The 20,537-nt window shown below is 67.7% G+C and carries 33 protein-coding genes; 22 read left to right on the forward strand and 11 right to left on the reverse strand.

Going from position 1 to position 20,537, the window contains the following annotated elements:
• The first annotated feature begins 3 nt into the window (after positions 1 to 3).
• The 13 genes from ACFWWU_RS36485 (at position 4) to ACFWWU_RS36545 (ending at position 10,558) form a co-directional block, all read left to right on the forward strand.
• Complete coding sequence (locus tag ACFWWU_RS36485; protein WP_384153256.1) at positions 4 to 1,008, forward strand: major capsid protein; 1,005 nt, start codon at positions 4 to 6, stop codon at positions 1,006 to 1,008.
• 12 nt (positions 1,009 to 1,020) lie between these two features.
• Positions 1,021 to 1,371: a hypothetical protein gene (locus tag ACFWWU_RS36490; RefSeq protein WP_384153259.1), complete on the forward strand. Its 351-nt coding sequence runs from the start codon at positions 1,021 to 1,023 to the stop codon at positions 1,369 to 1,371.
• Positions 1,372 to 1,397: 26 nt separating this feature from the next.
• Positions 1,398 to 1,826 (forward strand): hypothetical protein, encoded by a 429-nt coding sequence (locus ACFWWU_RS36495; protein WP_384153262.1) that lies wholly within the window; start codon positions 1,398 to 1,400, stop codon positions 1,824 to 1,826.
• Between the two features lie 2 nt (positions 1,827 to 1,828).
• Positions 1,829 to 2,248: a hypothetical protein gene (locus tag ACFWWU_RS36500; RefSeq protein WP_384153265.1), complete on the forward strand. Its 420-nt coding sequence runs from the start codon at positions 1,829 to 1,831 to the stop codon at positions 2,246 to 2,248.
• A 9-nt stretch (positions 2,249 to 2,257) separates the two neighbouring features.
• Positions 2,258 to 2,602: a hypothetical protein gene (locus ACFWWU_RS36505; RefSeq protein ID WP_384153268.1), complete on the forward strand. Its 345-nt coding sequence runs from the start codon at positions 2,258 to 2,260 to the stop codon at positions 2,600 to 2,602.
• A gap of 9 nt (positions 2,603 to 2,611) precedes the next feature.
• Complete coding sequence (locus ACFWWU_RS36510) at positions 2,612 to 2,968, forward strand: hypothetical protein (RefSeq protein ID WP_384153271.1); 357 nt, start codon at positions 2,612 to 2,614, stop codon at positions 2,966 to 2,968.
• Positions 2,961 to 3,389 carry a hypothetical protein gene (locus ACFWWU_RS36515; protein ID WP_384153274.1) on the forward strand — a complete coding sequence of 143 codons (429 nt, stop codon included), beginning with the start codon at positions 2,961 to 2,963 and terminating at the stop codon, positions 3,387 to 3,389. The genes ACFWWU_RS36510 and ACFWWU_RS36515 overlap by 8 nt, the downstream gene beginning before the upstream one ends.
• 51 nt (positions 3,390 to 3,440) lie before the next feature.
• Positions 3,441 to 4,181, forward strand: a complete 741-nt coding sequence (locus ACFWWU_RS36520; protein WP_384153277.1) for an IPT/TIG domain-containing protein — start codon at positions 3,441 to 3,443, stop codon at positions 4,179 to 4,181.
• A gap of 20 nt (positions 4,182 to 4,201) precedes the next feature.
• Positions 4,202 to 4,774 carry a hypothetical protein gene (locus ACFWWU_RS36525; RefSeq protein ID WP_384153280.1) on the forward strand — a complete coding sequence of 191 codons (573 nt, stop codon included), beginning with the start codon at positions 4,202 to 4,204 and terminating at the stop codon, positions 4,772 to 4,774.
• 183 nt (positions 4,775 to 4,957) lie between these two features.
• Positions 4,958 to 7,846, forward strand: coding sequence for a phage tail tape measure protein (locus ACFWWU_RS36530; protein ID WP_384153283.1), 2,889 nt, complete (start codon positions 4,958 to 4,960; stop codon positions 7,844 to 7,846).
• Complete coding sequence (locus ACFWWU_RS36535) at positions 7,843 to 8,679, forward strand: phage distal tail protein (RefSeq protein WP_384153286.1); 837 nt, start codon at positions 7,843 to 7,845, stop codon at positions 8,677 to 8,679. Before ACFWWU_RS36530 ends, ACFWWU_RS36535 begins: the two co-directional genes overlap by 4 nt.
• Positions 8,676 to 9,830: a hypothetical protein gene (locus tag ACFWWU_RS36540; RefSeq protein WP_384153289.1), complete on the forward strand. Its 1,155-nt coding sequence runs from the start codon at positions 8,676 to 8,678 to the stop codon at positions 9,828 to 9,830. The genes ACFWWU_RS36535 and ACFWWU_RS36540 overlap by 4 nt, the downstream gene beginning before the upstream one ends.
• Positions 9,821 to 10,558 (forward strand): hypothetical protein, encoded by a 738-nt coding sequence (locus ACFWWU_RS36545; RefSeq protein ID WP_384153291.1) that lies wholly within the window; start codon positions 9,821 to 9,823, stop codon positions 10,556 to 10,558. The genes ACFWWU_RS36540 and ACFWWU_RS36545 overlap by 10 nt, the downstream gene beginning before the upstream one ends.
• On the opposite strand, the gene ACFWWU_RS36550 is transcribed toward ACFWWU_RS36545, so the two are convergent.
• Positions 10,555 to 11,049, reverse strand: a complete 495-nt coding sequence (locus ACFWWU_RS36550; protein WP_384153294.1) for a hypothetical protein — start codon at positions 11,047 to 11,049, stop codon at positions 10,555 to 10,557. The genes ACFWWU_RS36545 and ACFWWU_RS36550 overlap by 4 nt on opposite strands.
• Before the next feature lie 66 nt (positions 11,050 to 11,115).
• Here ACFWWU_RS36550 and ACFWWU_RS36555 point away from each other — a divergent pair, with 66 nt between their 5' ends.
• The 4 genes from ACFWWU_RS36555 to ACFWWU_RS36570 are packed head-to-tail and all read left to right on the forward strand — an operon-like array spanning position 11,116 to position 13,720.
• A complete protein-coding gene (locus ACFWWU_RS36555; protein ID WP_384153297.1) occupies positions 11,116 to 12,120 on the forward strand; it encodes a hypothetical protein in 1,005 nt (334 codons plus the stop codon).
• Between the two features lie 8 nt (positions 12,121 to 12,128).
• On the forward strand, positions 12,129 to 12,950 hold the full coding sequence (locus ACFWWU_RS36560; protein ID WP_384153299.1) for a M23 family metallopeptidase: 822 nt from the start codon (positions 12,129 to 12,131) through the stop codon (positions 12,948 to 12,950).
• 6 nt (positions 12,951 to 12,956) lie between these two features.
• On the forward strand, positions 12,957 to 13,385 hold the full coding sequence (locus ACFWWU_RS36565) for a hypothetical protein (protein WP_384153302.1): 429 nt from the start codon (positions 12,957 to 12,959) through the stop codon (positions 13,383 to 13,385).
• The gene (locus tag ACFWWU_RS36570) at positions 13,382 to 13,720 is read left to right on the forward strand and encodes a hypothetical protein (protein ID WP_384153305.1); all 339 of its coding nucleotides are present in this window, start codon (positions 13,382 to 13,384) and stop codon (positions 13,718 to 13,720) included. The genes ACFWWU_RS36565 and ACFWWU_RS36570 overlap by 4 nt, the downstream gene beginning before the upstream one ends.
• A 34-nt stretch (positions 13,721 to 13,754) precedes the next feature.
• Here the strand turns inward: ACFWWU_RS36570 and ACFWWU_RS36575 are convergent, their stop codons facing one another.
• From ACFWWU_RS36575 to ACFWWU_RS36620, 10 genes are all read right to left on the reverse strand, one after another.
• Positions 13,755 to 14,051, reverse strand: a complete 297-nt coding sequence (locus ACFWWU_RS36575; protein ID WP_384153307.1) for a hypothetical protein — start codon at positions 14,049 to 14,051, stop codon at positions 13,755 to 13,757.
• Positions 14,041 to 14,298: a hypothetical protein gene (locus ACFWWU_RS36580; RefSeq protein ID WP_384153310.1), complete on the reverse strand. Its 258-nt coding sequence runs from the start codon at positions 14,296 to 14,298 to the stop codon at positions 14,041 to 14,043. Before ACFWWU_RS36580 ends, ACFWWU_RS36575 begins: the two co-directional genes overlap by 11 nt.
• Positions 14,299 to 14,424: 126 nt before the next feature.
• Entirely contained in the window at positions 14,425 to 14,649 is a 225-nt protein-coding gene (locus ACFWWU_RS36585; protein ID WP_384153313.1) for a hypothetical protein, read from the reverse strand.
• Between the two features lies 1 nt (position 14,650).
• A complete protein-coding gene (locus ACFWWU_RS36590; RefSeq protein WP_384153315.1) occupies positions 14,651 to 15,472 on the reverse strand; it encodes a hypothetical protein in 822 nt (273 codons plus the stop codon).
• Positions 15,473 to 15,520: 48 nt separating this feature from the next.
• On the reverse strand, positions 15,521 to 15,808 hold the full coding sequence (locus ACFWWU_RS36595) for a hypothetical protein (protein WP_384153318.1): 288 nt from the start codon (positions 15,806 to 15,808) through the stop codon (positions 15,521 to 15,523).
• A gap of 10 nt (positions 15,809 to 15,818) precedes the next feature.
• On the reverse strand, positions 15,819 to 15,950 hold the full coding sequence (locus ACFWWU_RS36600; protein ID WP_384153321.1) for a hypothetical protein: 132 nt from the start codon (positions 15,948 to 15,950) through the stop codon (positions 15,819 to 15,821).
• 102 nt (positions 15,951 to 16,052) lie between these two features.
• A complete protein-coding gene (locus tag ACFWWU_RS36605) occupies positions 16,053 to 16,391 on the reverse strand; it encodes a DUF732 domain-containing protein (protein WP_384153324.1) in 339 nt (112 codons plus the stop codon).
• 255 nt (positions 16,392 to 16,646) lie between these two features.
• The gene (locus ACFWWU_RS36610) at positions 16,647 to 17,741 is read right to left on the reverse strand and encodes a tyrosine-type recombinase/integrase (RefSeq protein WP_384153326.1); all 1,095 of its coding nucleotides are present in this window, start codon (positions 17,739 to 17,741) and stop codon (positions 16,647 to 16,649) included.
• 46 nt (positions 17,742 to 17,787) lie between these two features.
• On the reverse strand, positions 17,788 to 18,201 hold the full coding sequence (locus ACFWWU_RS36615; RefSeq protein WP_384153329.1) for an ImmA/IrrE family metallo-endopeptidase: 414 nt from the start codon (positions 18,199 to 18,201) through the stop codon (positions 17,788 to 17,790).
• 34 nt (positions 18,202 to 18,235) lie between these two features.
• Positions 18,236 to 18,673, reverse strand: coding sequence for a helix-turn-helix domain-containing protein (locus tag ACFWWU_RS36620; RefSeq protein WP_384153332.1), 438 nt, complete (start codon positions 18,671 to 18,673; stop codon positions 18,236 to 18,238).
• A 144-nt stretch (positions 18,674 to 18,817) separates the two neighbouring features.
• Here ACFWWU_RS36620 and ACFWWU_RS36625 point away from each other — a divergent pair, with 144 nt between their 5' ends.
• The 5 genes from ACFWWU_RS36625 to ACFWWU_RS36645 are packed head-to-tail and all read left to right on the forward strand — an operon-like array spanning position 18,818 to position 20,393.
• The gene (locus tag ACFWWU_RS36625; RefSeq protein WP_384153335.1) at positions 18,818 to 19,087 is read left to right on the forward strand and encodes a helix-turn-helix domain-containing protein; all 270 of its coding nucleotides are present in this window, start codon (positions 18,818 to 18,820) and stop codon (positions 19,085 to 19,087) included.
• Complete coding sequence (locus ACFWWU_RS36630; RefSeq protein WP_384153338.1) at positions 19,084 to 19,383, forward strand: helix-turn-helix transcriptional regulator; 300 nt, start codon at positions 19,084 to 19,086, stop codon at positions 19,381 to 19,383. Before ACFWWU_RS36625 ends, ACFWWU_RS36630 begins: the two co-directional genes overlap by 4 nt.
• Positions 19,367 to 19,672: a hypothetical protein gene (locus ACFWWU_RS36635; RefSeq protein ID WP_384153341.1), complete on the forward strand. Its 306-nt coding sequence runs from the start codon at positions 19,367 to 19,369 to the stop codon at positions 19,670 to 19,672. The genes ACFWWU_RS36630 and ACFWWU_RS36635 overlap by 17 nt, the downstream gene beginning before the upstream one ends.
• Positions 19,669 to 19,989, forward strand: coding sequence for a hypothetical protein (locus ACFWWU_RS36640; RefSeq protein WP_384153344.1), 321 nt, complete (start codon positions 19,669 to 19,671; stop codon positions 19,987 to 19,989). The genes ACFWWU_RS36635 and ACFWWU_RS36640 overlap by 4 nt, the downstream gene beginning before the upstream one ends.
• A 29-nt stretch (positions 19,990 to 20,018) precedes the next feature.
• Positions 20,019 to 20,393, forward strand: coding sequence for a hypothetical protein (locus ACFWWU_RS36645; RefSeq protein WP_384153347.1), 375 nt, complete (start codon positions 20,019 to 20,021; stop codon positions 20,391 to 20,393).
• Positions 20,394 to 20,537 lie beyond the last annotated feature (144 nt).

Raw genomic sequence — 20,537 nt, forward strand, 5'->3', positions numbered from 1 at the left:
ACCATGCCCATCTCTCTCGCAGAAGGCAAGAACAACGCCACGACCGACATGGACGTGGCCGTCATCGACGAGTTCCGCAAGACCGGCGTCATCGCCGACTCGCTGATCTACGACGACGTCGTGAACCCCGCAGGCGGCGGCGACACCCTCGCCTACGGCTACCGGCGACTCACCACGCAGGCGACCGCCGACACCCGCGCGATCAACAGCGAGTACACCGACCAGAACGTGACCACCACCCCGGTGACCACGAACCTGGCCGTGCTCGGTGGCTCGTTCGGCGTCGACCGCGTCGTCGCGAAGCTCGGCCCCGCCGCATCCGGCAGCGTCGCGCTGAACATGGGCCAGAAGATCAAGTCGACGAACGCGAAGTTCTCCGACCTGGTCGTCAACGGCGACACCGCGACCGACGCGAACGGCTTCGACGGCCTCGACAAGGCGCTCGTGGGTTCGTCCACCGAGTTCCGCGCCGGTGCCGTGACCGACTGGCGCGACTTCGACACCGGCACCCGTGCCGAGCACAAGGCGCTCGACGACATCGACGAGTTCCTGTCCCTGCTCGACGGCGCCCCGTCCGTCATCCTCGGCAACGCGAAGGCGCTCGCACGAGTGCGTGCCGCCGCCCGCCGCGCCGGGATGTACACGAAGAACCCCGTCGACGGGCTCCTCGACCAGTTCGGTCGCCCGATCGAGCGCGAGCAGTACGGCAACATCGTCTTCGGCGACGCCGGCGACAAGGCCGGCAGCTCGAACCCGATCATCCCGATCGTCACGCGCACCGTCGCGACGGTCTCCACGACCGGCCTGACCGACCTGTACGCGTACCGCGTCGGCCTCGACGGGTTCCACGGCATCTCGACCATCGGCGGCTCGATCGCCTCCGCGTGGCTGCCCGACTTCACCAAGGCCGGCGCTGTGAAGCGCGGCGAGGTCGAGCTCGGCCCGATCGGCGTCGCCCTCAAGGCGACGAAGTCGGCCGCCGTCTGGCGCAACATCCGAGTCCAGTAGGAGGACACCACCATGGCACGAGCAATCGTGAACACGCCCGTCGAGGGCTTCACCGGGATCGTCGTCGGCGTCGCGTTCGTCAACGGCACGGCCGACGTCGACGAAGAGGCCCAGCTGGCCTACTTCGAGCGGCAGGGCTACGAGGTGATCTACGCCCCCACCGAGCCGGAAGTCGTCGAGATCCCCGACGGCGACCCCGTCGAGGCATGGTCCGGCAAGCAGCTCAAGGCGTACGCCGAGCGCGAGCAGCTCGACATCGGCAGCGCGAAGAGCAAGGCCGAGATCGCGGCCGCGCTCGTCGCGGCGAAGGCCGAGAAGGTCGCGAAGGCGGCCGAGGCGGCGCAGAGCGGCTCGCAGGAGTAGCTCACCCCGGTTCCCGGAGCGTTCACATGGGGGGCGCTCCGGGAACCACCCCCACCACTTCCACCAGATCGGAGACGACGGTGATTCGCATCATCCACCCGCAGCCGGAACTCGGCCGCCAGACTTTCCTCGACGTCGAGTTCGTCGACGGCACGGCCGAGGTCGCCGAGCTGCACCCCGAGCGGGAACAGGCAATCCTGCAGCACGGCTTCATCATCGAGGAGCACCTCGTCGGCGTCCGGCTCGAGGATCTCGGTGTGCGCGAGCTGCGCGACGTCGCCGAAGTCGAGGGCATCGCCCTGCCCGCGAAGGCGAAGAAGGCCGAGATCCTCGCGCTCATCGAGGCGGCGCCGCTGCGCACGCTGTCGGATGTCGCCGAGTTCGACCTCGAAGCCGAGTCTCGCCGTGAGTTCATGGCCGCCCACACTGTGCCGCTCGGCGCCGACGAGGACTGAGCATGGCCCAGCTCGTCTACGCGACCACCGCCGAGTACGACGACTTCGCCGAAGAGCCATTTGAGGGTGACGACGTGAAGCTCGGCAAACGCCTCCGCTCGGCATCCATCGAAGTGGAGAAGCTCACCCGCCGCGCGGTCTACGAGACCGACGAGGACGGCTACCCGACCGACGCCGACGTCGCAGACGCCATGTCCGACGCGACGTGCGCGATCGTCGAGTACTGGGACGAGACCGACGACCCGACGGGCGCTGAGGCGAACGCCGGCGCGGTGAAGATCGGGTCGGTTTCGCTCGGGACGACGTCGAGCGCTCAGTCGTCCGAGTCGCCGCACGACAGGCTGCTCAAGCGGATCGGCACTCGCGGCGTCGACATCCTCACGAACGCCGGCTTGATCCCGTCGGCCGCCGCTCACACGTAGGAGGCTGCCGTGCCCCGTCTCCGCGAGAAGCACTTGAAGCATCGGGTCGACATCGTGCGCCTGGTCGGCGAGAGCGCCGAGGGCGAGACGTGGGCCGATCCGGTGCTCGATCGCCCCGCCTACGTCGAGCAGAAGTCCCGCCTCGTCGTCGATCGCCGCTCCACATCGGAGACGGCCGGGCAGGAGATCACTTCGAGCACGCTCGTCGTGCTCCTGCTCGCCGATGACGCCCTGCCTGGCTCCGACGTCACTGTCTGGAAGGGCGGCCCGCGAGAGCGGACCTCGTCGGTCATCGACTCGGCGTACTTCGAGTACCGCGGCACTCCGTCGCACGTCGAGCTCTACCTCGAGTAGGAGGCCGCCATGGGCGTGCGCATCAACGTGCAGATGACGTCGAACATCGGCAACTTCGCCGACGACATGCTCGACCGCCTCTCGCGGGGCGAGACGAAGGCCGCCGAGCGGCTCCTGACGCTCTCCCTGCCGCGGACACCGCTCGACAACGGCCCGCTCCGAGAGGCTGGCGCCGTGGAGCCGGCAGAGACGCCGGAGGCGGGCGCGCAGGTCGTGTTCGATACGCCCTACGCGGCGCGCCTTCACGAGCACCCCGAGTTCACCTTCCAGGAACCCGGCACGGGTGGGAAGTGGCTCGAAGAGACCGCGCTCGAGAACCGCAAGGAGCTCGGCGACATTATTCGCAAGGAGGCGACCGGTGCTTGACCCCGCTCCCGAGACGATCCTCGCCCGCGCGCTCGCGCAGTTGCTCGCCGACAACGAGCTCGGTGTGTACCGGCCCGACGGCGACGCGTACGTGAATCCCGAGCACGGCGTCCTCATCGACCGGCCCCTGCCGACCACCTTCGATGCCTGCACGCTCGTCTCGCCGCAGGTGCCGATCGCTGATGGCCGAGCCGACATCCTCTACCGGGTGCAGCTCTTCACCCGACTGAAGGGCACCGTCGCCGACGTCAAGGCGCACGCCCACGCCGTCTTCACGCTGCTCGATCACGCCGAGTACACACCCGCGATCCTCGGCATCTCGTGGGCCGAGGAGTACTCGCGCACCTACTTCGACGCCGACACGCAGAAGCGCGTCGCTGTCGCCCAGAACTTCAGCTTCCGCGGCCGCCGCGGGCACTGAACCCCAGAGGGGACCCCGCCCACCCGGGCACCAACCAGACAAGGAGTCATCATGGCCGACCAGACCATGTACAACACCACGGTGCCCTCGCAGGGTTCCGTGGCGCTCGCCCACGAGCGCATCATCCGCGTGAAGCGGAACGGCGTCTTCGAGAACATCACCGGCGACGTCAACAACCTGCTCGACACGCCCACGCCCGTCACCGTGCAGCGCGAGGTGTACGGCACCAAGGGCACGCAGTCGTCCGACATCATCGGTTACAACCACGTCATCACCTTCGCCGTGGAAGCCGTCCGCAACGCTGCCGGCGCGATCGTGCAGCCGTGGCTCATCGCCCTGCTCAACGCGGCCGCCGCGAAGGGCGCGAGCAACAAGGTCGAGGTGCAGGTCTTCGACGCGCGCGACGACGCAGTGCCGTCGTTCCAGGGCACGTTCTCGGTGTCGCAGGTCCCTGGCAACACCGGGTACGCCGACAAGCTCGTCATCAACTTCACGCTCACGTCCGACGGCGTCGTGAACCTCATCACCTCGCCGATCGCGGGCACGCTCGTGCCGGTGCTCGAGTCGGCCACTCCGACGCTGCAGGCGCCCGGCGACCTCATCGTGGTTCGCGGCTACAAGCTCGCGAGCACGGTCTCGGCGACGATCAAGGCAATCGCCGTCGTCGAGCTCCGCGTCGTCGACGACAACACCGTCGTGCTGCTCATCCCCGCGACCGTGACCGGGTCCTCCCCGATCATCGTCACCAACGCCGCGGGCGCGTCGACCGCGCTGCCGTACACCGCGGCCTGATCTGAAGGAGGCAGGGCTCCATGACGATCCACGCAGAACAGGTCGGCCGCGACCTGCACATCTCCGTGGAGGGGATCGAAGCACCGTTCGTGATTCGACCCCTCCCCGGCCGTGCAGGACTGCAGGCGACCGATACGTACCTCGCCGGTTCCTTCGGTTCCGTCGACCCCGTCGAGATGGCGGCCGTGATGATCATGGTCGTCGACGGCGCCGTCTACAACGAGCAGCTCGACCGCTGGTTCCCGGTCCCCGTGGACCAGCAGCACACGTACACGCGCATCGGGAACGAGCTGTCGCAGTCCGAAGCCGAGTCGGTCATCATGCCGGCGTTCTTCTGGCAGACCCTCCTCGGCATCGCCGGAGTGAAGGCGTACATCGAGGGCGGTGAGGGCATCGCCGGCACCCTAAAAGCGGCCGGGGCGCTGACCCAGCGTTTGGCGCTCTTCGCACAGAGGACATCGCCGAATTCGGGATCGGGCGCCCCGACGAGCACGGGGTCTACCCCGACTACGTCATCCCCCCGGAGTGGCGCGAAGCCCGCGAAGCGGCCGCAAGACAGGAAACCGAAGAAGCCCAAGCCGCCCAGGCAGTAACGGCGCTCGAGTTCTGGAAGCTCGCGCGCCCCCAGCTCTTCGGCGAGGTCGAACTCGATCTCGCGCAGACCAGCCTCATCCCGGATCTCGACCGCGCACTCGACACTCGCCCGTGGCACTTCACCCGCTCCGCAATCGAGCGGCTCCCGAACATCGACAACACGTGGACGAAGGGAGCCGTTCATGGGTGGGTTCGACGCCGGAGCGCTGATCTTCAACATCAAGACCGTGGGCGCGCAGCTCGCGAAGCAGGACCTGCTCGGCTTCGACCAGGCGGCCCAGAAGACGGGGCGCTCGACTGAGGCTGCCGGCAAGCAGACCGATCAGCTCGGCACGGCGACGGACACCGCGGGGAAGAAGTCCCGCGCGGCGAAGCAGCCACTCGACGAGCAGGCGAACTCCACGAAGCGGGTCGGCGACGAGTCCAAGAACGCGAAGCCGAAGCAGGAAGACCAGGCGGCCGCGTCGGAGAAGCAGGCGCGGTCCGCCGGCCAGCTCTCCATCGCGCTCCTCGCCGCCGGCGTCGCGGTCACCGCGCTCGTCGGCCTGTCCGTGGCGAAGTTCGCCTCCTTCGACCAGGCGATGTCGAACACCGCCGCCGCGACGATGGCGACCACCGCCGAGCAGGAGAAGCTCGGCGAGGCCGCGCTCGACGCCGGCGCCGACACCGCCTACTCGGCGAACGAAGCTGCCGCGGCCGAGGAGGAGCTCGCGAAGGCTGGCCTCTCGGTCAGTGAGGTCATCGGCGGCGGGCTCAACGCGTCGCTCGCGCTGGCCGCTGCAGGGCAGCTCGAGGTCGCGCGCTCGGCCACGGTCATGGCGACCACGCTGAAGCAGTTCAAGCTTCCAGCGGAAGACGCCGCGCACGTGTCCGACCTGCTCGCGGCCGGCGCTGGCAAGGCGCAGGGCTCCGTCGAGGATCTCGCGAACGCGCTGAAGTTCGTTGGCCCCGTCGCGAACGGCCTCGGGCTCTCGCTCGAGGAGACGACGGGCATCCTCGCGCTTTTCGCCGAGCAGGGAATCATCGGCGAGCAGGCGGGTACGTCGCTGCGTGGCGTGCTGTCGAGCCTCACCTCTCCGTCGGCGCTCGCAGCGAGCGAGATGAAGAAGTACAACGTCGAGATCTTCGACGCGAACGGCAAGATGAAGTCCGGCGCGGCCGTCGCGCAGGAGCTGCACAAGGCGTTCAACGGTCTCTCGGATGCGGAGCGCTCCCAGGCGATGGGACGCATCTTCGGCAACGAGCAGATCACCGCCGCGACGATCCTGATGCGTGGCGGCGCGAAGGCCGTGGACGAGTGGACCGATTCGGTCAACGACTCGGGCTTCGCCGCGCAGCAGGCCGCCATGCGGCAGGACAACCTCGCGGGCGACATCGAGAAGCTCGGCGGCGCGTTCGACACCGCGCTCATCAAGACGGGCTCGGGCGCGAACGACGTCCTCCGCGACATGGTGCAGACCATCACGCTGGCCGTCGACGGATACGGCGAACTCGACCCGGCCGTGCAGTCGATCGCGCTCGTGCTCGGCGTCGCGACCGGCGCGATGCTGCTCTTCTCGGGCGGAGCGCTGGGCGCGGTGTCCAAGTTCGCCGAGCTGAAGGTCACCCTCGAAGCCGCGAACATCAGCATGGGCAAGACAGCGCTCATCGCTGGCGGTGCAGGCCTCGCGCTCGCGGGCATCGCGACCGTGATCGCGCTCGTCGCCTCAGCGCAGGCCGACGCGCGCGCGAAGGCTCAGGCCTACGGCGACACGCTCGAAGAGGGGACCAACAAGGCAACGAAGGCCACCCGCGAGCTCGCGAAGGAGAACCTCGCGGCCGAGCAGTCCTACCTCTGGATCTCGCGCGGCTCCGCGTACGACGCAGCCGAGAAGCTCGGTCTCTCGCTCGACACTGTCACGGATGCCGCCATGGGCAATGCCGACGCGCTGCGCGAGCTGGAGCAGGTCATCACGGCCGGCTCTGGCAGCCAAGTGGAGGCGCAGAAGATCGCCGACGAGCTCGGCATCTCCCTCGTAGACGTATCCGCGGCATCGACCCTCGTCGCGCAGTCGGTCCTCGGCGAAGCCTCGTCCTTCGAGAAGGCCGTGCAGATCGCCGAACAGAAGAACAAGGTCACCGAGGAGGGCGTGCCGATCACGGAGTCGGCCGCGGCGGCGTACATCGAGGCCGCGGACGGCGCCGGTGATCTCAAGTCCGAGCTCGAGGAGCTCGTCGGCATCATCATGGAGGCCAACGGCATCGGGCAGGACGCGATCTCCGCGAACCTCGACTATGCCGACGCGCTCGCGGGCGTCGACGAGTACATCCAGAAGGCGCGCGACGGCGTCGACGGCTATTCGCTCACCCTCGACCAGAGCACGGAGGCTGGCCGCGAGAACCTCGGCATGCTCAACGACATGGCCGCGGACTCGCAGAAGGCTGCCGACGCCCAGTTCGCACTCGACGGGAACACCGCGAACTACAAGGCGACACTCGAGGCCGGACGGCAGGCACTCATCGACCGCGCGACCTCGCTCGGCATGAACGCCGACGAGGCCGGCGTGCTCGCCGACCAGATCTACCGCATCCCGTCCGCCACCGAATGGGAGGTCATCGCGAAGACCGCGGCCGCGACAACCTCGCTCGAGAACTTCCTGAACACCTACCAGGGCCGCACGATCGAGATGACCGTGCGCGCCACGAACGGCAACTACGCCAGCCCCGCCGACATCTTCAAGAAGGCCGACGGCGGGCAGGTCCGATTCTTCGCGAACGGCGGCGAGAACCACGTGGCGCAGTTCGCGCGCGCCGGCGACTGGCGGGTGTGGGCGGAACCCGAGACCGGCGGCGAGTGGTACCTCCCGGACGCCCCGGCCAAGCGCGCTCAGTCCGTCTCGCTCGCCGAGCAGATGCTCGACGGCTGGGGCTACGACATGGTGCCACGCGGCGGTCGGGACTCAGTGAGCGCACGCGGTGGCTCGTTCACCCTTGAGCAGCATGTGCACGGTACTCCTGGGATGAACGAAGACCAGCTCGCGAAGAAGGCCGCCCGCGAGGCCGTGAAGATCCTGGAGGAGAAGCTGCGATGATCTCGATTGCCCTGCCATCGCGGACTCTCGTCAACGTCGCGTCATCGACCGAGCCTTACCTGCGGGATCTCCCCGGGTGGCTCGATTCGATCGCCGTGCAGGGACGGTACGAGCAACGGCCGGCCAGCATCGGCCTATTCGATGATGACGAGCCTGAATCGCCTGGCCGTCTCTTCACGGCCTTCGGCGAGTACCGTGTGCCGGGCGGCGACTGGGATGCGCTCCGGCGCGAGCTGACCGCGTACGCGTCCCTCGACGCGTTCGACGTCACGGTCTCCATCAACGGCAGCGAGCACACGGCGCGAGTGAAAGTCGAAGGTGTCGTCGAGTTCGACCTGATCGACGAGCAGGGCTACGCGGACTTCTCGATCCCGCTGCTCGCTGTTGACCCCCGCAAGTACGGTCCGCTGCAGTCGCAGCCGACCGGTCTCTTCGTGGCCGGTGGCGGTGTGCTCTCCCCGCTGACGTCGCCGTTCACTCAGATCGGCGGCGGGAACCCGGGGCGGGTCACGATCACGAATCAGGGCAACACGGAGACCACGCCGACGTTCACCGTGACGGGCGGGCTCGCGGAGGGCTTCGGCATCCTGCGCATCGCCACCGGCGAGCTGATCCGGTGCATCTGGCCGCTGGTCGTCGGCGACACCGCCCGTGTCGACGTTGCCGAGGGGCAGGTCTGGCTCAACGAGCAGTCGCCGATCTCGGGGTACCTCGCGGACGAGGCCTGGTGGACGCTCGGCCCGGGCGAGACGACCGAGATCCAGTTCATCGGCTACGGCGCTGTCACCGGCACGCCGCAGCTCACAGTCGAATGGAGGGATGCGGACGCATGACGCGACTCATCGTCGGCGAGATCACATCCGGCCGCCGGATCATTCCGATTCCGGCGAGCTCTGGCGACTGGGAGATCCGCCGTAACCGGGCGGGTTCCATCTCCTGCGACGTCACTCTCTCGTCGAAGGCGCACCGCCGTCTCGATCTGCGGCAGAACGCAGCACGGGGGCGCGCGTTCCTCGCGATCGCGGAGGGCGAGCGCGTGCTCGAAGCCGGCCCGATCTGGGACCACGACTACGACGACGACACCCGACGCCTGACGATCTCCGCAGAGGGCATGTGGTCGCTCCTCATGCGCCGCTTCATCATGCCCGCCGCCGTCGAGACGGTCTCGCTCCTGATCACGTCAGGCGATGACGAGGGCAAGCCGAACCCTGCAGTCGCGACGGTGTTCACCGGTAAGTCGTGGCCGTTCATCGTTCGGAGCATCCTGCAGCAGGGCCTCGCGCGCGCTGGCGGCGCCCTGCCCCTCGTGTTCGGCCCGGACGGCGTCGGGGCGCACGACAAGAAGTACGACTCCGCCTCGTTCAAGCCGCAAGGTCAAGGCCTTGAGGACCTCACGCAGCTTGTCAACGGGCCCGAGATCGAGTTCAGAGGTGGGTTCACCGGCGACGGGCTCGGTCTGCAGTGGAATGTGCTCGTTGGCGACGATTCGAAGCTCGAGATCTCGAACGTCGGCCAGCCTCACCGGTTCGACTTCTCAGCGCAGAAGCGCACCGTGCGACGCCTTCGCGTGAAGTCCTCGGCACGCGACATGTCGATGGAGGCATGGGGTACGGGCGGGCGGCAGGCCGCGATCGCGCTCATCTCGCGTGTGGCCTCGGACATGCTCATCGACGCTGGGTATCCGCGCATGGAGTCGCTTTCGAATGCGCACTCGACCGTGGAGGACCAGGCCACGCTCGACGCCCATGCGGCCGATGAGCTCGCGCTCGGCTCGGCGCCGGCCGAATGGTGGTCCTTCGACACGCACATGGACGCCATCCCGACGATCGGGTCTCTCGGCCTCGGTGACTACTGCGACGTCATCACCCGGGGTAACGCCTACCTCCCCGACGGCAAGCACCGGCGCCGCATCGCGGCGATGTCCGGGTCGCTCCGATCTCGCTGGGTGAAGATCACCACGGATGAGGTGCTCGGATGGTCCTGAAACGCGTACCGCCGACCGAGATGTTCGGCAAGCAGAACGAGGAAAGCGAGCGCCGCGACCGCGGTCTACTCGACGCGCTCCGAATCGACGGGGCCCAGTTCGTCCGCCTGTACGAGAAGATGCAGGCCCTCATCGCTGGTCTGAACGACACAGTGACGACGCTCGTGGCGGCGGCCCTTGCCGGTGTGATCAGCCCGGCTGGTGTCACGACCGGTGGCAGTGTGAGCGCGAGCGGCAACATCGGGGCCGGCGGTGAGGTCTCAGGCAACCACGCGACATTCCCGGGTGGAGTGAACTCCGTCGACGTCTACAACCGGCTGCTGACCTACGGTGGCGGCTACAAGAACCAGTACATCCACGCCGACGGAAACATGGGCTACGTCCCGTCGCTGCGCGAGTTCAAGCAAGACGTCGAAGAATGGGTCTTCGACCCCGCGATCCTCTCGTACCTGCGAGTGGTCACGTTCCGCTACATCGCGGCCGTCGAACGGCTTGGCGACAAGGCTGAGCAGGAGCTCGGGCTCATCGCTGAAGAGCTACTCGACCTCGGCTATTGCTGGCTGATCGACTACGAGGTCCGCTACACGGAGGCCGGCGCCCAGGCGCCTGTTCCATACCAAGGCGAGGTCGTGTCGAGACCGATCGGCGTGAAGTACGAGCGTCTGTCGCTGATCATCGTCAGCTGGGCGCAGTCGATCGAGGAACGCCTCGCTGCGGCGGGGATCTAGCCGCAGACGGACTGCGTGCCGTCCCAGGTCAGCGAGCTCGATGCGCACGCCGTCGAGTCAGGCTGATCCGACCCGGGAACGTTCGGCGGCACTGCACCAGCCGGAAGACCGCCCCCGCCGGCGACCGGGCCCGGGTCGTCAGGCTCGTCGGCCGCGGCCTGTTCAACGGCAATGCGCTCAGCTTCGACCGCTGCCGCCTGCTCGGCGGCAACTCGCGCGGCCTCCGCCGCTGCAGTGGCTTCTGCCGCGGCTCGCGCCTGTTCGGCGGCGACTGCCGTCGCGGCTTCCGTCTCCTGCTCGCCTGCAAGCCCGTTCGTGTAGGGCAGGGCGGCGAAGTCGATCGGTTCGACGGTTTGGACGATGGCAGCCGGTGCGGCGTTCGCGGAAGCCAGCGCAGCAACGCCGAGGCCGCCACCGGCGAGCACGGCAGCTCCGATCAGCGTCCAGCCGACGATCTTGCCGTCGTTGAGTTTGTCCCCCAGCTTGCTCATTCCCGAACGTTAACGGCCGTCGCCGACATTGGCAACCAGTGCCACCCCTGACCCGATCGGAGCATCATGCCCGCAGTACCCGGATTTCCGGCCTCCTCTGGCCTCGCCACGTTCCAGCACATCCGCCGCGCGCTGGCAGGGCTGATCGTTCGCGACGCTGCCGGCACCCTCCGCAAGGGCGTCCTCCGCACCAGCGATGCGTCGCTGATCGTGGGCAAGACGACCATGGCCGTCGACGTCGGCGACTTCGTCGCGGTCCTCGACCGCAACGGCGCGGTCCTCGTCCCGAACGTCGGCGTCACGACCGTGTCGATCTCGGCAGCGCCCTCATCCGGGTTCCGATGGTCCGTGATCTACGTGAGGCAGCGCGAGTCCGAGGCGCCGTTCTCGGATGGGGCTGACGGGCCCGTGATTGACAAGGTCGAATCCACGACCTCCCTTGCCGCTGCCCGAGCCCTTCTCCCCGCCGGCGCGATGGAGCTCGGACATGTGCAGGTTGCACCGGGCACCGTGGGAACCAACACCGCCGCCATCACGCAGACCGTGCTGTTCACCGCCGCCGCTGGTGGCGTCGTGGCGCTGAGGAACCAGGCGGAACAGGACGCGTGGACACCGGCAGACGGCTCGTCCGCGTACCGCATCGATCTCAAGGCACGGCTCGTCTACCTCGCGGGCGTGACCACGCCGGGTTGGTACCACGCCGCGGGCAAGCCCGTCTTGACGAACCTCACTCCCGGCGCGTTCTGGCAAGCGGCGGCAGGCCTCGGTCCGGCGCGCAGCGAGATCCAAGGGGGCCGGGTCTACCTCGCCGGCTCCTTCACGAACAACCAGAGCGTCTCGGTCGCGGCCGGAACTGAGTACAACGTGGGCACCATCGCCGACGCGGCCGCGCGCCCTGACGTTGAGCGCTACTTCGCCAGCGGCACCACGAGCAACGCGACCGCGGGCACCATCCGCATCGCGACCGACGGCGGGCTGTGGTGGCGCGCGAACGCCGCCGCGACATGGGGTGCAGGGAGCCTCCGCATCGACTTCGGCGGCATCACCTTCGCCGTCAAGGGAATCGTCTAGAGCGCGCCATGGTCCGTCTCATCAAGGCCGCACGCGGCGGCATCAACACGAAGCACGGCGAACAGATCGGCCGAGGCTTCCCTCACGTCGGCATCGACATCGGCTGGGGCGGCGGCACCGAACTGTATGCCCCGGCCGACGGGTACATGACATGGTCCGTCGCCGGCACCTACGGCAACCTCGCGCGAATCGTCCACAGCGACGGCTCGTACTCCCGCATCGCCCACGCCGCGGAGTGGTTCAAGAACGGCGCCGATGTGGAACAAGGCGAACACATCGGCACCATGGGCCGCACCGGTGGTCCCTGGGGCACGTCCGAATGGTTCGTGCACTGCCATCAGGAGTACTGGGTCGGCGGCCGCGCTGTCGATCCACTCGCCTACATGTCAGCCACCGCAGGCAGCGGTGCAGTATCAGGAGTTGATGAGATGACCGACGACGAGCGAAACGCGCTGTTCAGTATCTACAAGGCCCTCTTCTTCGGCGGCGGTGACGCAGGCGACCAGTCGCTCATCACTCGCATCGTCGAGAACCAGCAGAACCTGCGTGCCATCGGACCGCGCGTGATCAATCTCGACCAACAGGTCACCGGCGCAGACAAATTCGACACCAGGGTCGGCCCCTCGATTGCCGGTCGCCTCATCGCGATCCAGCGCGACGGCCTGAGGGCCACGGTCGATCTCGACGCCCTCGCGGCGAAGATCGTGGCGAAGCTGCCCGCCGGCGCCGACACGGCCGCCATCGCGAAGCAGGTCGCGGCATCGCTCGCCGAGATCGTCCCGACCGCGGCGCAGAACGGCGCCGCCGCTCGCGCAGCGATCGTGAAGTAGGCGCGCATGCCCGAATGGCTCGACTGGCCCACCTGGCTCGGCGCGATCAACCTCTTCCATGTTGCGGTCGTCATCGTCGCCTTGTACGTGGTCGTGCGGCTGCTCGTGCGGTTCTGGCCGGGGCTGAAGCGCACCATCGCGCTCGTCGAGGCACTGGGTGCGCTGCCGACGTTCATCGAGCGCACCGACGCGTCGATCGCGATGCTGCGGAAGCAGGTCGAGAACGACCACGACGAAGAGCCCCTCATGCGTGAGGAGATCACGACCGCTCGCGAGCAGGCCACGGCGGCGAACGAGCTCGCCGTGAAGATCAACGCGAAGCTCGACGCTTCCCAGACGTGGCAGGCCGAGCACACCAAGGAATCCGAGAAGGCCTACCGGCGCATCACCGCACTCGAGAAGACCATCCCTCACCCATCGAAGGAGACCCCATGAAGTTCACCACCGAAGACGCAGCCCGACATGCTGCCGCCGTGCGCGCCGGCATCCGCACCGCTGCTCAGGCCGCGCGCGGCGCCGGCGTCGCGATCGTCGGCATCATCGGCACCACGATCATCGGCGTCGACTGGCTCGTCGTCGCCGGCGTCGGCGCCGCGTCGGTGATCACCGTCGTGTGGTCCGGGCTCGACGCGTACCTCGGGATCATCGCGAACGGCGTGCCCGAGGCGTACCAGGATGCGGCCCTGGCCGAGCAGCAGTTCCGCACCACCGACGAACGCCAGACTGCGATCGACGACGCCGTGGAACGCGCCGGCCGCCACGCCGCCTGACCTCCTGCACGACCCGCGCCCCCGGCGCCTGCCCTCACGGGCGGGTGCCGGGGGCGCTCTTCTGCGTGCTCGGCCACGGGCTCGGCGCGAACCCGCCGGGAGCGTGCGCGCGGATGAAGAGCTGATGCACCGTTTCGACGGCCTCGCGGAGGGTCGGGGCGTAGCCGCGGTGTTCGCCGCGGAACTCGAGGCGGTATGTCGGCTCACCGTCGACGCGAACGGCGGTGATGCGGCCGTACTCGCGGTCGTACGTGTCGAGCAGCCTCCACGTCAGCGGCGGCCCCTCGACGGCCGCCATCAGCGGGTGCCAGCGCGGCTCCTCACGCGCCATCAGCGGCCTCCGTCTCGCGGCGGTATTCGGTCCACACGACGTCGGCCGCGAGGCGCAGCCGGTCGGCCGGGAAGTAGCCGATCAAGCAGCGCTCTGCGACGTCGTCGGCCCATGTCTCAGCGAGCAGCATCGGCTCCGCGGGGGTGCCGGCGTCGACGGCACGGATGATCGCGATGCGGCGGGTGTCGTCGAACATGATCCACTCGCCGCGGCGGACGGATCTCAGCTTCGGCTGCCAGTAACGCAAGAGGCCGGGTGCTCCTTCGAAGGGGAGCGCGCCGGCCCGCGCGGGTAATGCTCTGATTCTACGAGCTCACCGCCGACACGACGAGGCCCTCGTCACCGCACGGTGTCGGGGGCCGCGCTTCTCGCATCAGGCGCTGAGCAGTTCGCGGCCTTCGAAGTAGCGAGCGTGAGTCTTCATGACGGTTTCGAGAGAGTCGCTGTTCAGAGAGGCAATCTCCCAATTGCTGTCAACGCGCTCGTTCTCTAGTTCCAGCCGGCGCATGAGCGCGTCTCGATGCCCTTCGGCGCCGGGGAATGCCGTAACGCGGTGATCGCCATTGCGTCGGTTGTACTCGATAACGAATCCAGGCACTTTAGCTCCTTCCGTCTTGCCGAGCCATTTCAAAGAACCTTCGGAGCTCTTCGAGGTCGCTTTGCATGCGACGTTCGTTGCTGAGCTCCCTCGCCCTTAGTCTGCCCAGTCTAGACATGATTGCGACGGCTCGCGGGCTGGAATCTCCGGCGATGCCATTCTCGTCCGCCATCATGTGCAACTGCTTGCTCTCGTTGCGGTCACTCTCCATCTGAGCGATGCGGGATGTCGACATCTCACGAAGCGCAACGACCATCCGTCGCTCCTCGGCGTCCTCCGGCAACCACTCGTAGCGGATGTCGCGTCCATAGTGGTCGGCAGCGGATTCGTACATGTTGGCCCACGTGCCCTGCAGGTGGGTTCGAATCTGCACCTCGACGCGCGCCGGGAGCCGAAGCCACACGTGAACGGCGCGATATCCGGAATGCGCGTCGTTTCGAAGGTCCTTGATCGCACCCTCGTCGTGCCCGAAAAGGCCGGCGATCGCGACTGCCACCGCGTCCTGCTCATCAAGGCACATTTCGGCTTCGAATCGGACCCCTGCGATGTCTTGGATACTGGGCAGTGGTGTCGAATGGTCACGCGCGAGCTTCTGGCGGAGCGTGTCGATCGTCTTCGGCCGTGAGGTCACCTCGAACGAGCGTTCCTCAAGCAGTGGCCACCATTCGATGTTCGTGATCGCGTTCTGAACCTCTGCGGCGACGTCGTTGTACCACATCATCACGTCCGAGTACGCGGGCAACGTTGGGGGCGCATCACTGCCGTCACGGATGTGGCGTCCGAGCTTCTTCAGCTGGGCTCCGGACCACGGGCATGGCTCCATCGCACCAACCTACCGCCAGCCGCTGCCTGATGGCGGTCAGATGGATGCCTAGAGGACGACCGCCTGCAGCAGCACGTATCCGGCGGGCACCTGTGCGCGCAGCGCCGCGGCCGCAGAGGTGTAGGTGGCGCCCTCGGCCTCGACGGGTTCGGTGCGGTCGGGCCGGATCTCGCCGGTCGCGGTCGTGACGCCCGCCTTCATGGCGAAGTGCGCGCGCGTGAGGGTGTGGCCCGACTGCACCTGGGCGCCAAGCGCCTCGTATGCGGAGCCGCGGTCATGGCCGGAGGCGACAAGCTCGGTCGTGGTGTTCGGGCGGATCGTGCCGGTCAAGCGCATGCCGTCGAGCCTACGCTTCGGGCGCGTGCTCGATGATGGCGGCCTTGCAGCCTCGGCAGTACGGGATGCCCGCGAGCCCGCTGACGCACCGGGTGCCGCAGTTCGGGCAGTTCGGCTCTGTCGCGATCAGGTCGGAGCTCACAGCCGAAATCATAAACTCAGGGCCCGGGCTTATGAACTCGCCATCCACAGGCCGGTAAGCCCTGAACCTTGAGAGACCGACCGTTCATTCCACAGGCTTGAGTTACGACCCCAGGTGCTCGTCCGGAATCTCATCGACATGACTCGGGCAGAAGGCTTGGACTGACGCTGCGACGACCATTGGGCTACTGGACTCGGAGATCCCCGCCCCCTCGGCGACGAGGGCTGCCGCCTCCCATCCCTTCCCGTCGTCAGCCTTGTCCATCACATCGCACAACGTCTCGCCGACCTGAATGAGGCCCTCATCCTCCGCAGCGCTCAGTTCGGGCGCGACGCGCACGACCTCGAGGAACGCCTCGCGCCTCTCCTCATCGGACAGACCTGGCGCGCTGCACCCAGCGAGCACGAGCACGATCGCGACGAACGGGAGCAGCCTCTTCATGCTCGCGAGCCTAGCGCGGCGTCGGAATCCGGCATCTACTCGTGGTTTTCGAAGCCACACCTTGGCTCACTGGTATTCACGTCCCCCTCGACGCCCGTGGAAGTGAGCCACAGTGAGTAATAGTTCGACTGGACCTTGGAACTTCAGCTTCCCAAGCTGATAGCGCGGGTTCGATTCCCGTCATCCGCTCCACCACTGGAAACCACGCCCCTCAGGCGCTCGACCCTTCGAGCCGCCCGAGGGGCGTTTCGCTATTTACTCGCTATTTTCAGCGCCGAACTGCTCGAGCGCGGCCGACTGATCGGCGCGGTCGATGCGCGCGGCTAGGTAGTGCTTCTGCGTCACCGAGACGGAGCCGTGGCCGAGCTGTTCCTTCGCTGCCTCGGCTCCGGCGACCGCTTCGATCGCGGCCGCGGTGGCCTTCCGGCATACCTTCGGCGTCGTCCAGCTCACGGGCGTTCCTGCGACCGCACCGGCCCACTGCGTGCGTACGTTCTCGGGCCACCGGAACGTGCCTGCGGCGGACGGGAACACGATGTCGCAGTACGCATCGAGCCTGCGGCGGATGAGCATGTCGATGGCGAACCGGGGTAGCTTGAGCCGTCGCTTCGACGCGGTCGACTTCGGTGTCTCCTGCCGCACGAGTCCGACGCCGGCGACTCGGATGAGGGTCGCGGTCAGGGCGACGGTGCCATGCTCGAGGTCAACGTCTTCCCAACGCAGCGCGAGCACTTCGCCTGGGCGAGCACCTGTGGCGAGCATGAGGTCGCCGACGTCGCCGAGGTCGCGCATGGCGTCCGCCCGCCGACGAGGCTTCGAGTCCCATCGCGCGAGAGCGCGGCGGAGCTCGCGCACCTCGTCGGCTGTTGGCGCGCGCACGTCGTCGCTCTCGACGACCGGGAGGAGGAGTTCGTCGGCCGAGTTGTGCATGGCAGCGCCGTGCCGGACGGCGAGGCCCATCATCCCGGTGAGCACGACGCCGAGCATGCGCGCCTGGGAGCGCCCGGCCGTGTCCGCGACACGATCGATGAGGCGTTGCAGGCGTGGCACCGTCGCCTCCACGATGCGGAGATCGCCCGTCGGCCGGACGTGCGCGTTCACCGTCGACTCGTATCGTGCGAGCGTGGCTGGCTTTCGATTCGAACGACGGATCTCTTCGAGCCACTGATCGGCGAGTGCCGATAGACGTGAGTCGCGGTTGAGGTACTCGTACGTCGGGGCGAGGCGATCGCGCAGCGCCTCCTTGAGCTTGTTCTCGGCATCCGTGGGCGTGCGCCCCTGGCGTTGCATGGGGCGGGTCTTGCCGTCCGAGTCGCGGAAGTACGCGATCGCGGTCGGCTTGCCATTCACAGTCGTGCGCCGAATCTTGCCCCACGTCTCGAGCGGAAGGGGCGGCCTAGGCACGAGCGCTCCGGTAGGCCCACTGGCCGAAACCCATCTTCGGTGCGGCGTAGGTCATGCCGCGGACCCGGGTGAGGCAGTACGCCTGGAAGGTGGCGATGAGTTCGGCCGTGACGCCGAGCTCGTCGGCAATGTGGTGCCGGTCGGCGTTCACGCGCTCGAGCGCTGCGTATCCTGCCGGGTCGATGAGGAGCCGCGCGGCGAAGACTTCGGCTTGCCGCTCGTGCGCCGGGGCGCTGCAGGTGTGGCCGTAGTGCGCGTGGCCGAGCTCGTGCGCGATGGTGGCGCGCCGCTCGTTCGGCGTGAGCCGGATGTCGAAGTAGATCCGCGCCTCGTCGGGCGAGTACAACCCCATGGTGCCTTCCTCGAGATGTGAGGCATGCACTCGAATCCCCATCGATGCAGCCATGCGAATCAGTTCCTTCAACCCGTCCCCCGAGCTCCTACTGGTCAGCCTTCTTCTTGCCCTTCTTCGCCGCGAGCCTGTAGTCGGCCTGCGAGGGTGCTTCCGGGGTGAAGTCGTAGTCGTCATCCTGAGCAGCCCCTCCGACATCGCGCTGCTCGTCGGCTTCAACCCGGCGTAGCACCTCGCGCACGAGCTCGCTGGTCGGTGCAGCCTCGAGCGGGTCGAAGCCGGTGTCCGCGATCGGGACGCCGGCCTCCTCAGCCGTGAGGAACCCGGCCGCGATGAGCGCCTCTGCCGGCGAGCGATCGAAGGCACGCGCGTAGGCCACGACCTGCCGAGGGCTGGGGTCATTGGCACCGGTGCGCCAGCGTCCGACTGTGGCGGGGTCAACCTTCACCGCTCGCGCGATCTCCGAGTTCTTCGCGCCCTTGCACGTCACGTCGATGTAGTGGCTCCAACGCATGTCTTCATTCACAGCACACACCTTAACACCGATATTGCACGCATGCAATGACTTTGCAAGCAACACCCTTGCATTAGCGCCGATGTCGGACGGATCAGTGCTTGCACTGATGCAAGTTGGGTTGCATTCGCTCTAGGTCTGAGTATTGTTGAGGCCATGCAACCGACTAGCACCGACGCAAGACCCGGCGTCCCGGTCTATGTGCTCAACCGCCCCAGCCTCGACCGACTGCGACAGGCCCACGGAATCGAGTCGGATGCCGACCTCGCACGCGTCATCGGCGTCAACGCCGCGACGCTCTACCGCGTGAGCAACGGCATCACGATCCCGTCCAACGAGTTCATGGCGAAGGTCGCCATGGCCTTCCCCGCCGCGAAGTTCAACCAGCTCTTCACGCTCCGTGTCCCGGAGTCGATCGCGGCATGAACGGGCCAGTACTCGACACACCGCGTGCCGCCGAGTACTGCGGCCTCGCGACCGGCACGTTCTACAACCTGCGGTCGAGCGGGGAGGGGCCGAAGGCCTACAAGCACGGGCGGAAGACCGTGTACTTCCCGGTCGATCTCGACTCCTGGCTGGCGGAGCGACTCACGCCGGCGCCCACCAAAGAGAAACACCCCGGGGGCAACCGGGGCGAATCAGAAGAAAGGAACGAGTCCCTTGAACACGACTCAGAGTACACCGACACCTCTCGACGTGGCGCGGATGTCGCACACGTCTGATCCCGACACGTCGGTCGCCGCAGCGTTCCGCGCGGCACGCGGGACGAAGATGACGGCCATCTACGAGGCGATCGTCACCCTCCTCGCCGAGGGCCCGGCCACGCCGAAGGAGCTGCACCAGGAGTACTTCCTGCGGCGCCGTTCCGCGGGCTGGCCGTCGGCTGACCTGCAGGACATCCGCCGGCGCCTGACCGAGCTGCAGCACGACCACCACCGCGTGGTCGACACGAGCACCCGCCGCAACGGCGAGCGTGTCATGGCCCTCGCGCCCGAGGCGGCAGCGGCATGAGCACGAAGGGGCACAACCTCACGCCAGAGGCTCGCGAGCACATCAGCGCGCTGAACGTGCCGGCCGAGCACGTCCCGTTCCTGCCACCGGCTGAGCGGCTCACCGCCGAGGCCCACACGCTCCCGACGACGCCGATCTCCGCGGCTGAGGTCGCCGGGGCGATCGGGGCGGATCTCGGCCCGGCACCGGCGCGCGACCGCACCCGTCGTCCGCGCCCGTCGCGCCGTCGCGTCATCGTCTTCCTCGCTGCGCTCGTCGCCGCCGAGTCCGCGCTGATGGTGTGGCTGTGGTCGCTGATCGCTGGTGGTGCGCTGTGACGGCGTTCGCTCGCGGCGACCGAGTCGTCGTGACCACGTTCGTCCGCCGTGGCGAGGACTCCGACAGTAAGGATCTCGACGGCTGGCTCGTGCAGATGACCGACCGCACAGTCACGATCGCGAACACCCCCGACTGGGAGTCGCTCGAGTTCGAGGTCGACTACTTCACCGCGACATACGTCCTCTCAGACGTGATCGTGTCACCGTTCGCGCTGTCCGACGCGGAGGCCGGTTTCATCGCCCTCTCGGAGATCGCGTTCGTGCTCGTCGTCATCGGCCTCGCTCTCCTCGTCGTCGGCATCCTCGGCCGCTCGCTCCCCCTCGCTACTGCCGGGTTCGTCCTGGCCGCCATCATCGCGACGGTCGCACTGATCGTCGCCAAGCCGAAGGGCACCGACTCGTGAACCTCTCGACCACCCCTGACGGCATCCCCGTCATCGAACTCAGCGTCGCCGATCTCCTCGGCCCGAACGTGCACCCAGCATTCACCGCGGCCGTCGACCAGCTCGCCGCCGCGGCCATGCCGCACACCTTCACCCGTGTGCGTC

This window comes from Streptomyces sp. NPDC058650 (assembly GCF_042717315.1).
Lineage (GTDB): Bacteria > Actinomycetota > Actinomycetes > Streptomycetales > Streptomycetaceae > Streptomyces.